Annotated in this window: 9 protein-coding genes and 2 pseudogenes; all 11 read left to right on the plus strand. The window is 38.1% G+C overall.

Annotated elements, in window-relative coordinates; genetic code table 11:
- Window positions 1-1,493: pseudogene (locus tag HSISS2_RS11630) on the plus strand (site-specific DNA-methyltransferase); the annotation flags it as partial.
- Window positions 1,494-1,496: 3 nt separating this feature from the next.
- Complete coding sequence (locus tag HSISS2_RS11635) at window positions 1,497-2,570, plus strand: DEAD/DEAH box helicase family protein (RefSeq protein ID WP_021145346.1); 1,074 nt, start codon at window positions 1,497-1,499, stop codon at window positions 2,568-2,570.
- 130 nt (window positions 2,571-2,700) lie between these two features.
- The gene (locus tag HSISS2_RS11640; RefSeq protein WP_240472047.1) at window positions 2,701-4,131 is read left to right on the plus strand and encodes a hypothetical protein; all 1,431 of its coding nucleotides are present in this window, start codon (window positions 2,701-2,703) and stop codon (window positions 4,129-4,131) included.
- Between the two features lie 27 nt (window positions 4,132-4,158).
- Window positions 4,159-5,649, plus strand: coding sequence for an ATP-dependent endonuclease (locus HSISS2_RS03135; protein ID WP_021145348.1), 1,491 nt, complete (start codon window positions 4,159-4,161; stop codon window positions 5,647-5,649).
- A gap of 41 nt (window positions 5,650-5,690) precedes the next feature.
- On the plus strand, window positions 5,691-6,128 hold the full coding sequence (locus HSISS2_RS10755) for a hypothetical protein (RefSeq protein ID WP_367229367.1): 438 nt from the start codon (window positions 5,691-5,693) through the stop codon (window positions 6,126-6,128).
- Window positions 6,129-6,328: 200 nt separating this feature from the next.
- Window positions 6,329-7,024 (plus strand): orotidine-5'-phosphate decarboxylase, encoded by a 696-nt coding sequence (gene pyrF, locus HSISS2_RS03145; protein WP_021145350.1) that lies wholly within the window; start codon window positions 6,329-6,331, stop codon window positions 7,022-7,024.
- An 87-nt stretch (window positions 7,025-7,111) separates the two neighbouring features.
- Window positions 7,112-7,741 carry an orotate phosphoribosyltransferase gene (gene pyrE, locus HSISS2_RS03150; protein WP_002888403.1) on the plus strand — a complete coding sequence of 210 codons (630 nt, stop codon included), beginning with the start codon at window positions 7,112-7,114 and terminating at the stop codon, window positions 7,739-7,741.
- A gap of 83 nt (window positions 7,742-7,824) precedes the next feature.
- Window positions 7,825-9,276 (plus strand): amidase, encoded by a 1,452-nt coding sequence (locus tag HSISS2_RS03155; protein WP_021145351.1) that lies wholly within the window; start codon window positions 7,825-7,827, stop codon window positions 9,274-9,276.
- A gap of 108 nt (window positions 9,277-9,384) precedes the next feature.
- Window positions 9,385-10,233 carry a transporter substrate-binding domain-containing protein gene (locus tag HSISS2_RS03160; RefSeq protein WP_002888400.1) on the plus strand — a complete coding sequence of 283 codons (849 nt, stop codon included), beginning with the start codon at window positions 9,385-9,387 and terminating at the stop codon, window positions 10,231-10,233.
- A 58-nt stretch (window positions 10,234-10,291) separates the two neighbouring features.
- Window positions 10,292-10,945 (plus strand): amino acid ABC transporter permease, encoded by a 654-nt coding sequence (locus tag HSISS2_RS03165; protein ID WP_021145352.1) that lies wholly within the window; start codon window positions 10,292-10,294, stop codon window positions 10,943-10,945.
- 111 nt (window positions 10,946-11,056) lie between these two features.
- A pseudogene (locus HSISS2_RS11455) lies at window positions 11,057-11,539 on the plus strand (bifunctional metallophosphatase/5'-nucleotidase); the annotation flags it as partial.

Genomic DNA, 11,539 nt, shown 5'->3' on the forward strand with positions numbered 1-11,539 from the left:
TAAGGATGATGCCAAACGACAGGAAATTTTTTTTAACGAGACACTCGCACCGACTGAGATTAATCGTCTGTTAGATAATAAGGTTTTAACTAACTTCAAACGGTATGATGAAACTGGTGAGCATGAAGTAGAAGAACTCAGTGATAGTGATAACCTCATCATCAAAGGTAATAATCTCATTGCCCTTCATAGCCTCAAAAAACGCTTTGTGGGGAAAATTGATAGTATAATAATTGATCCTCCATATTTTTTTAATAAAAAAATCAGACGATTCATTCAGCTATAATTCAAATTTTAAACTATCAACTTGGTTAACTTTTATGAAAAATAGATTAGAAGTGGCCAAAGAACTCTTATCTGAAAATGGTTTTATTTCAATTATCATAGGCATAGATGGGGTTAATCATTTAAAGTTGTTAGCAGATGAAGTATTTGATGTTTCTTCAGATAATAAAAAGTTTGTAGGACAGATAACTTGGAGAAAAACAGATAATCAGCCGAATATTGGTGATTATGCAAATGTTATAGACTTTATTTTGATATATAGAAAAAATTCTGATGCAAAACTAAAAAGGTTACCACTTTCCAATAAAGCTCAAAAAGAATATTCATATGAAGATGAAAACGGGAAATATAGAAGGTCAAATATACTGGACTTAACCAGAGGAAAATACAATTATGATATTCAGACACCTGAAGGAACAATATTATCCGGTCCATGGATGATAAATAAAGATGAGTTTAATAGATTAGTTTCTGTTGATGGGATACATTGGCCTTCAAAAGGAAAACAAATTCCATATGGAAAAATGTACCTTAAAGATGCGATTGAAAATGGTCAAATAACTAGTGATTTCTGGGATGGTTCCTATGGAACTAATCAACGAAGTGCTGATGAAATTAAGGAATTATTTGGAGACAGAGTTTTTACCTTTGCTAAACCTGAAAAATTGATTCAGAATCTGATTTCTATTTCAAGCAGTAAGGGCGACATCGTCCTTGACTACCACCTTGGTTCGGGTACAACTGCAGCCGTCGCTCATAAGATGAACCGACAGTATATAGGTATCGAGCAGATGGACTATATTGAGACGGTTTCGGTGGAGCGACTGAAAAAGGTTATCGCTGGTGAACAAGGTGGTGTCTCCAAAGACGTTAACTGGTCTGGCGGCGGTAGTTTTGTCTACGCTGAACTTAAAAATGACGCCCAAGACTTCAAAAATGCTATTTCCGAAGCGACAACAACAGAAGAACTTCTGGAGTTATTTGAAATGGCGAAAAAGTCATCCTTCTTGTCTTATCGTATTGACCCTAAAAAATTAAAACAGACTGACTTTGAACTACTTTCATTAGCAGAACAAAAGCAAATACTATCTGAAATTATAGATAACAATAATCTCTACGTGAATTACTCTGATATTGATGATAGTGATTATGGAATTTCTGCTGAGGATAAGAAGTTAAATCATGATTTCTATGGAAAGGGGGAATAGACCATGCCCTTTATCTATGAAACTTATGACACGGTTAGCAAGTCAGGCTTTAAAAATTTCAAGGAAGAGTTACCTGATTATATCACCCAAAATTTAAGATATCCCTTACGATCATACCAGCAGGAAGCACTTGGGCGTTATTTATATTATAAAAATGATGATAATCGTGCTATCCCTGAACAAGTACTTTATAACATGGCGACTGGTTCTGGGAAGACGCTTTTGATGGCGGCGATTATCTTGGAAAAGTTCCAGCAAGGCGAACGAAACTTCATTTTCTTTGTCAATAACGATAATATTCTGACGAAAACTAAGGATAATTTCTTGGAGAGTGCTTCTGGAAAGTATCTATTTGCGGAGAAGATTGTCATGGACGGGCAAATCGTGACAGTTCGTGAAGTGACGGATTTTTCAGATAGCCGTGGTGACAGCATCAATATCGTTTTTACTACCATCCAAAAGCTCCACCAAGATTTGAACACCCCTCGGGAAAATTGCCTTTCATATGAACAGTTCAAGGATATTTCCGTAGTTATGCTGGCAGATGAAGCCCATCACTTGAACGCTGGACTGAATACAAACGAGAAAAAAGACAACACCAGCTGGACGTCTACCATTGAAACTATCCAGGAAACCGCTCAAAAATCCAGTATTTTTGAGTTTACGGCAACGATTGATCTAACCAATCCAACCCTAGCTCAAAAGTACAAAAAATCCTTGCTTTTCAAATATGATTTGAAGGAGTTTCGACTGGACAAGTATTCGAAAGACGTTCTCTTTCATCTGGTGGATGGCGAAGTTAAAAATCGCATGCTGCAGGCTATTATTATCAGCCAATACCGCAAGAAAATAGCGCTAAAAAATGGTATCAATCTGAAACCTTTGGTCATGTTCAAATCGCAGAAGATTGCTGAGAGCCAAAAAAATTTGGACGAATTTTTGAATTTGCTGGAAAATATTGTCTCTGCTGATATTCTAGCCCAGCGAAAGCTAGTTTCAGAAATGGATGAAAAATCCAGTATCTTAAAAAAGCGTTTGCTTACTTCGAGACAGCTAGTATTTCTGATGCTGACTTGATTGCAGAGCTTCAGGAAGATTTTCGACAAGAACGCTTGCTATTAGTGGACGGAAAAACAAGAACAAAGATAGCCTCACTCTCCTCAATACATTAGAACAACCGACAAATGAAGTCCGTGCGATTTTCGCCGTGGATATGTTGAATGAAGGCTGGGATGTTCTCAATCTTTTCGATATTGTCCGACTTTATGACACCCGTGATGGGAAGACCACAAGAAACGGATTTGTTGCTGGAAAAACCACCAATACCGAAAAGCAGTTGATTGGCCGTGGTGCCCGTTATTATCCTTTTGTGATTGGAGATAATTTTGATGAAAAATACACTAGAAAGTTTGATGAGAATGAGAACAATGAACTTCGAGTGATTGAACAACTTCATTATCATTCTGCAAACAACCCTCGCTATATTTCAGAACTCAAGCAAGTCTTGCGTGAATCTGGGATTTATGATGACCAAAATCTGGAAGAACGTGAGTTGAAACTGAAAGAATCCTTCAAAAAGACTCGGACTTATACCGATGGTATCGTTTGGATGAATAAACGGTTGTCGTATGAGCAATTGGTGGAACAGCGTCAAGAAAATCTGTTTGATACCAGCTTTATTCCCAAATCTTTTGAAGTGACACTCCCAACTCATGGTGTGCGTGACATTGAAGCTTTTAACGAAGCAACTTACATTTCAGATAGTTTAGAAGTTCTAACGTTCAAATTTGACAGAGTTATTGGCGACAATATTGTCAGAACGGCTATTAATCGTAATAAGAAATTTTCGTTTGATAATCTTCAAAAAGCTTTTGTGGCATTAAGCAGTGTCTCGGGATTTATCAAGATGCTTGCGGATATCGATATTAGAGTAGAATCTCAATACGAACTAATAACGGATTTAACGCCAGACGACAAACTTTATATTACTGAAAATCTTCTCCATTATATTGAAAAAGATTTGATTGCGACCGAGGAGCGTTTCTTTGGTTCAGAAAAATTTGAACAGTACAAAATTAAGGATCTCTTTGAAGATAATATTTTGCGGAAATATACTATTAATCACCAAAGTCAGGCAGAGTTCGGTTTGTCCCAGAAAAATTCAGCCGAGACACAATATTTCGAGGACTTGGATAATCTAAATTGGTATGCTTACAACGACAACTTTGGTACAAGCGAAGAAAAACTTCTCGTTCGTTTGGTTAAGGATTTAATGACCGAACTTGAAGAAAAATGGACGGATATTTACTTGCTTCGAAACGAAAAAGCTGTGAGAATTTATAGTTTTGACAAAGGACAGGCTTTTGAACCAGATTTTCTCATGTTTGCTAACGATAAGAAAACAGGTAATGTTTCTTGGCAGATTTTCATTGAACCAAAAGGCAGTCAATTCTTGGATTCGAATAATACTTTCGAAAATAGTAAGGAAGGCTGGAAACAAGAGTTCTTGCATCAAATCTCTGAGCGAGACGAGGCAAGAACCTTGGTTGATGATGACCGTTATCGCATTGTCGGCTTGCCGTTCTTCAACGAGACGGTCAGTAAGGATGAGGTTAAGGATCAACTACGGACACTTTAATACATAACGTGAGTTGGAAATAAGAAAATGTATATTTCTAAAATTAAACTAGTAAACTTTAAGAGTTTTAAAGGAGAACATGTTATTGAATTCTCGGAAGGTGTAAATTTTTTCGTAGGAAATAATAACTGTGGTAAGACGACAATTTTTAAAGCAATTGAATTCATTCAGAGTGGAAAAAACAAGTTAGATTTTATAACTCAGGGTCTTGAGACTGAAAATATATCTGTCGAACTTGAATTCAAAGGCGCGGATCTCAGTGAAATAGTTAATGATGAAAATCTAAATCTGAATAAATACAGCGACTATGTAATCGACAATGAAGATGGTACGTATAGTCTTAGGGTTTTAAGGTCATCTCAGGAATGTGAAGTAACACAAGGCAGAAAAACAGTTTCTTTAGATATCTCAAAAGTAAGGATTTATAATCCAAATTCAACCGAGGAAGATGAGATAAAGATGTTTGAAAACCCTACAGGCATTGATAAAACAATTACAGCGTTATTTGATGCTCAGTTTGTATATTCGGATATAAAGAATGAAGATTATCAAGATTTTGGTAAGACCAAAATAATAGGTAAAATAATTAATGACATAACAAAAGATTTTCAAAAAGGCGATATTTGGAAAGAATTTCAAGATGCTCATAAAAAAACTTTTGGAGATGAAGGGTTGGGTAAAATTCTTGAAGGAATTGCGACTAAAATTTCCTCCGTGTTGAAAGATCAGTATGGAGATGGTGAGGTGCAATTTAATTTTGGATTGCCTGAAATTGATAATTTCTTTAAGACGGGTAGTCTTCTTCTTTCAGATAATGGTATTTCAACTTCTGTTTCAGAAAAAGGTACTGGAATGCAACGAGCATTAGCTTTAAGCTTAATTCAAGTTTATGCTGGTGTGCTTGATAATGAAGAGGAAACATTATCTAAGCCAATTATGTTTTTTATTGATGAGCCTGAGACATTTTTACATCCTAAAGCGCAAGATAAACTTATCGATTCACTCAATAAAATTTCTGAAAAATATCAAGTTTTTATTACGACTCATTCTCCTTACCTATTAAAAAAGTTTGACTGTAGAACTCAGCAAATTAATATTTTTTCCAAGAATGACGACGGAGTGAATTTTATATCGGATAAGCGGGAATTAAATTTATTCGGAACTACCTCACCGACAATAGGAGAAATAAACTACATTGCTTTTGGAGTAAACAGCGTGGAATTTCACAATGAATTATATGGATTTATCCAAGCTAAAGCGATCGACGAGAATGAAAAAAATTATTTCGAGAAAGAATTCGAAAAATGGCTTGTAGATAAAGGCGTAGCTCAAGATAAAGACTATGTTCGTTTATTAAAAGACGGGAATATTCAGAAAGAGCAAAAAACTCTTCCAACCTTAATTCGTAACATTATTCATCATCCGGAAAATCAAAATAACAGCTATACCACAGAAGAATTGGAAGCGTCAACAGAATTACTTTTTAATATTTTACGTGATACAAACGGGATGTCTTAATTAAGGCTAAATCACTAGCTGAATTTGTCATCGAAGAAACCATCAAAAAAGATCATAAGGGCTTAATTGTATTTGATGGCAATCTGCCAAAACTTAATCCAAGTTTTCCTGAATGTGAGGCAATTTTAGATGATATTGATAAGAAAATGAAAAAATCTAGGGGTATTGAAGACACTGAAGAACGCATTTTTTCAGTACAATCTACACTTAATCTATTATCTTACTTGAATATCCTTGAGTTCTATGAATATGATTCTCAGCTTCAGACAGCGATTAATGGCATTTTAAGTTTGAATGGTGAACGAAATAAAGTTGCTCACGGTTTGTCAGAAATTGATACGCGATTATTAAGTCGTAAGAAATTAAAACAACTTTCTGAAAACTTGCGATTGCTTCTTGTTGAGTGTTTGGGTATTGATTCAAGCTATTTTAACTACTATGACAAACAAAATAAAGAGCTTATAAAGATGCTTGAATAGATATTTGGGTTTCATCCCCCTTTGACATTCCCTTATAAAAGCGCTATAATAGAACAAATTGAACTGAACCTTTAATCGAGTCCAGAGAGGCGAGAAAGGTGTACTGAGATGCTACGGCATCACTAAAGGGTAGGGACTGCCCTGTTTTCGTGCAACCTTCGCTGACTGGCGGAGGTTTTTTGTGTGAAAGGATATAAGAAATGAGAGAAAATCGTCCTGTTATTGCCCTTGATTTCCCGACTTTTGAGGATGTCAAGGCTTTCCTTGCTAAGTTTCCTGCTGATGAAAAGCTCTATGTGAAGATTGGTATGGAACTTTACTATGCGGCTGGTCCAGAGATTGTTCGCTATGTTAAAGATCTTGGTCATAGTGTTTTCCTTGACCTTAAGCTTCACGATATTCCAAATACTGTCAAATCTGCAATGCGTGTTTTGTCTAATCTTGGCGTTGATATGACTAATGTGCATGCGGCTGGTGGTGTGGAAATGATGAAGGCTGCGCGTGAAGGCTTGGGTGATGGTCCAATCTTGATTGCTGTAACTCAGTTGACCTCTACCTCTGAAGAGCAGATGCATGATTTCCAAAATATCCAAACGACACTTCAAGAATCAGTGGTTCATTATGCTAAAAAGACTGCCGAAGCAGGTCTTGATGGTGTTGTTTGCTCAGCACACGAAGTCGCCAAAATCAAAGAAGCAACAAATGAAGATTTCGTTTGTTTGACACCTGGTATTCGTCCAGCAGGAGCAGCGGTTGGTGACCAAAAACGTGTCATGACGCCTGCCGATGCCCGTCAAATTGGTTCAAATTACATTGTTGTTGGTCGTCCAATTACGCAAGCTGATGATCCAGTAGTAGCTTATCACGATATCAAGGCTCAATGGAACGGTCAATAAATTTTCAAAAAGACCTTATTTCATAGGAAAATAGATTGAATTAGGTTATAATAAAGAGTAGAAAACGCTTTACGGAGGATAATAATTATGACATTAGCATCACAAATCGCTTCAGACTTGCTAGATATCAAAGCGGTTTACCTTAAACCTGAAGAGCCATTTACATGGGCGTCTGGTATTAAATCACCAATCTATACGGATAACCGTATTACCTTGTCTTACCCTGAGACACGTACCTTGATTGAAAATGGTTTTGTGGAAAAGATTAAGGAAGAATTTCCAGAAGTAGAAGTGATTGCTGGTACTGCTACTGCTGGTATTCCTCACGGTGCTATCATCGCTGACAAGATGAACCTTCCATTTGCCTATATTCGTAGCAAACCAAAAGATCACGGTGCTGGTAACCAAATCGAAGGTCGTGTGGTTAAGGGCGAAAAGATGGTTGTTGTTGAAGACTTGATTTCAACTGGTGGTTCTGTTCTTGATGCCGTAGCAGCTGCAGAGCGTGAAGGGGCTGATGTTATCGGTGTTGTGGCTATCTTTACTTACGAATTGCCAAAAGCTGAGAAAAACTTTGCGGATGCCGGTGTTAAATTAGTTACTCTTTCAAACTACAGTGAGTTGATTAAAGTTGCTAAGGTTCAAGGATACATCACTGCAGACGGACTTAACCTTTTGAGAAAATTTAAAGAAAATCAAGAAACTTGGCAAGACTAATTGCCAGATTTCAGGCGGAACGTTTCAGGCGTTTCGCTTTTTTAGTATAATTGATTACAGATTACCTGTAGGGAGAGTATACGATGTTAATAAATGAATGGTCGGATGCGACAGCAATGGCTGAAGCAGTACGAAATAAGACAGTCAGTCCTCGTGAATTAGTAGAGGCCACTATCCGTGAAGCGGAGATGACGAATCCCAAAATTAATGCTATCGTCAGTCAACGCTACGAGAAAGCTTTAGTAGAAGCAGATACAAAAAATTTTTTAGATAAGCCTTTTGCTGGGGTTCCAATTTTTCTCAAGGATCTAGGTCAAGATCAGGCTGGTGAACCTTCGACTGCAGGTTCTCGCTTATTTACAGACTTTCGACCTAAGGAAACGGATAACTATGTTAAGAAACTGGAGGACCTTGGCTTTCTTATCTTGGGGCGTACCAATACGCCTGAGTTTGGTTTCAAAAATATTAGTGATGCCAAGATTCATGGTTCTGTCAATCTTCCTGATGATGTAACACGCAATGCTGGGGGGTCGAGTGGTGGTGCAGCTGCACTTGTAAGTTCAGGCATTTCGCCTTTGGCTCCAGCTAGTGACGGTGGAGGTTCTATCCGTATTCCAGCCTCTTTTAATGGCCTCATCGGTCTTAAACCAACTAGAGGACGAATTCCTGTAGGTCCTGGCTCTTTCCGTGGATGGCAGGGAGCTTCTGTCCAATTTGCTTTGACAAAGACTGTTCGAGATACAAAACGCTTGCTTTACCACATGCAGACTTGTCAGATGGAAAGTCCATTTATCTTACCTAAGCTAAGCAAGCAAGCTTTAGACCAGCCAATTAAGCCCTTGAAAATTGCATTCTCGACAGTCTCTCCAATTGGTGGTAAGGTTTCAGAATCTGCTATAAAGGCAACTAAAAAAGCCGTTAGAGCACTGGAAAACCTAGGACACCAAGTCCACGAATTGACGGAACAGCCCTTAAATGGTATTGAGGCCATGCAGTCTTATTACCTTATGAATAGTGTTGAGACGGCTGCCATGTTCGATGGCATTGAAGCTGGTCTGAGCCGTCAGATGACTCTTGATGATATGGAATTGATGACTTGGGCTATTTTCCAATCTGGTCAAAAGATTCCAGCTAAAGTTTACTCCCAAGTCCTCGCTCAGTGGGATCAGTATAGTCATCAGATGGCAGAGTTTCATGAAACTTATGATATTTTACTGACACCTACAGTTGCAGATGTGGCACCTAAACATGGACAATTTGCTCTTTCAGAAAGCTTGAAGACGAAACTTAAGCACATAGCTGATTACAAGTGGGAAAAGCAACAGGAGATTATCTGGGACATGTTTGCGGATAGTCTAGATTGGACACCTTTCACGCAACAGGCTAACCTAACCGGACAACCCTCAATTTCTTTGCCTGTTTATCGTGATGAGCAAGGACTTGCGCTTGGCGTTCAACTGACGGCTGCCAAGGGACGTGAAGACCTTTTGTTACAAATTGCTCAAGAAATGGAAGAAGCTTCGATTTTTAGTTAGAAAATTTTTTCTCAGTTCAATTTTTTGTAAAACCCTTTCAAATAGTGTAGGCTTGTATTATAAGTTTTTAACTTACCTCAATTATTATTTTTAAGGAGAAAGATATAGATGAAAAAGAAATTTTTCGCCGTTATTAGCCTAGCTTTGGCTGCGGTCTTTTTGGTCGCTTGTTCGTCACAAAGTTCAGGCGAGAAGAACTGGGAAAAGATTGAAAAACGTGGGACCATCAAGGTTGCGACTGCAGGAACCCTCTACCCACAAACTTACCATGATGACAAGAATAATTTGACTGGTTACGATGTTGAGATTCTTAAGGAAGTTGGAAAACGCCTCAAGTTGAAGATTGATTTCACTGAAATGGGTGTAGACGGAATGCTTACAGCTGTAAATAGTGGTCAAGTAGACATTGCCAACTACTCACTTGAAGATGACAATAAGAACGTTAAAAAATTCTTGCGTTCTGAGCCATACAAGTATTCCTTTACTTCAATGGTAGTCCGTGACTCTGATAATTCAGGCATCTCTTCATGGAAAGACCTCAAAGGTAAAAAAGCAGCTGGTGCCGCAAGTACCAAATACATGAAGATTGCTAAGAAGATGGGGGCTGAACTCGTTGTTTATGACAATGTTACCAACGATGTTTACATGCAAGACTTGGTAAATGGTCGTACAGACGTTATTGTCAACGATTACTACTTGCAAAAGATGGCCGTAGCTGCGGTTAAAGATAAATACCCTGTAAAAATCAACGATGGTATTTACAGTAACCCATATTCAACTAGCTTTACTTTCTCTTTGAAGAATAAAGTCCTTCAAGAAAAAGTTAATAAAGCCATTAAAGACATGAAAAAAGACGGTACTCTTACCAAGATTTCAGAGAAATTCTTTGCTGGTCAAGACGTTACAAAGAAAACTAAAGTAAACTACACTAATATTGATATCTCTGATGTCGAATAATATAAGCGATCCATTAGGGTCGCTTATTTGCTAAAGAAATGTTTAGAAAGATAGACTTATGATTATTGATTTTCAGCTGATTTTTAAAAGTATTCCCTACGTTCTATCAGGATTGCCCTACACTTTAGGAATTTCCATTTTGAGTTTTATCGTTGGGAACTTATTTGCGATTCTCCTTGCCTTTATGCGGATGTCGCAAAAGTCATGGTTAAGATACCCTGCTCGGATTTACATTTCCATCATGCGTGGTGTCCCCATGTTGGTCGTGCTCTTCATTCTTTACTTTGGCTTGCCTTATGTTGGTGTCCAGTTACCCGCTCTGCTTTGTGCCTTTATTGGTTTCTCCAGCGTAAGTGCTGCCTATATGGCTGAGATTCTCCGTTCATCTATTTCTGCTGTAGATAAGGGACAATGGGAAGCTGCTCGCTCCTTGGGACTGCCAAAGAAGTCTATTATTCGTCACATCATCTTACCTCAGGCCATGCGTATTGCAGTAGCACCACTTGGAAATGTCATCATAGATATGGTTAAAAGTTCATCGTTGGCTGCCATGATTACAGTACCAGACATTTTCCAAAATGCTAAGATTATCGGGGGTCGTGAGTATGACTACATGTCTATGTATATCCTGATTGCCTTCATTTATTGGACCTTGAGTTTCACATTGGAATTGCTTCAAAATCATCTTGAGAAACGCTTGGCAACTTACTAATTATTGAGACATAACGATTGAATTTCTAATCAAATAGTGAAAAATATTTAATTCTAATCTTATAATATGTGGTATAATAAAAACGATTTAACATCAGAAAGGTATTTTGGAATGAAGAAGAAAACTGTCGTTGCAACGACTCTCTCAACCTTACTCGTCTCAACTGCAATCTTGGCAAATGCTGTCCAAGCTGACGAGGTAGAAACGAATGCAAATGCTACAACTCCAAGCACAGAAGTAGTAGCTACACCAGCCACTACAAGTGCAGCATCGACAGCAGACTCAACTGCATCAAGTGAGTCTGCCGCTCCACTTGTTAGCGCAACATCGACACTTGCAACTCCAACAAGTGAACCTAGTGTATCAGCAGTTGCTAGTGCAAGTGAAACAGCGACATCAACTGCAGCTGCTACACCAGCAACAGAAACAGTGACAAATGCTAGCACAAGTACTAATAATGATACGGTCACAGTCCTTCACACCAACGATGTCCATGGTCGTATGGTGGAGGATGACCGAAATGGTGTTATTGGTGATGCGCTCTTGTCTGGCATCGTCAATGATTATCGCTCAAAAGGAACAACCCTTGTCTTT

Origin of the sequence: Streptococcus sp. HSISS2 (genome assembly GCF_000448665.1) — a bacterium.
In the GTDB taxonomy this organism is placed as follows: Bacteria; Bacillota; Bacilli; order Lactobacillales; family Streptococcaceae; genus Streptococcus; species Streptococcus raffinosi.

What these genes read in the sequence shown, in the direction of transcription:
- HSISS2_RS11635 (WP_021145346.1), top strand. Translation starts at nt 1,497, where the DNA reads ATGCCCTTTATCTATGAAACTTATGACACGGTTAGCAAGTCAGGCTTT.
- HSISS2_RS03135 (WP_021145348.1), top strand. Translation starts at nt 4,159, where the DNA reads ATGTATATTTCTAAAATTAAACTAGTAAACTTTAAGAGTTTTAAAGGA.
- pyrF (WP_021145350.1), top strand. Translation starts at nt 6,329, where the DNA reads ATGAGAGAAAATCGTCCTGTTATTGCCCTTGATTTCCCGACTTTTGAG.
- pyrE (WP_002888403.1), top strand. Translation starts at nt 7,112, where the DNA reads ATGACATTAGCATCACAAATCGCTTCAGACTTGCTAGATATCAAAGCG.
- HSISS2_RS03155 (WP_021145351.1), top strand. Translation starts at nt 7,825, where the DNA reads ATGTTAATAAATGAATGGTCGGATGCGACAGCAATGGCTGAAGCAGTA.
- HSISS2_RS03160 (WP_002888400.1), top strand. Translation starts at nt 9,385, where the DNA reads ATGAAAAAGAAATTTTTCGCCGTTATTAGCCTAGCTTTGGCTGCGGTC.
- HSISS2_RS03165 (WP_021145352.1), top strand. Translation starts at nt 10,292, where the DNA reads ATGATTATTGATTTTCAGCTGATTTTTAAAAGTATTCCCTACGTTCTA.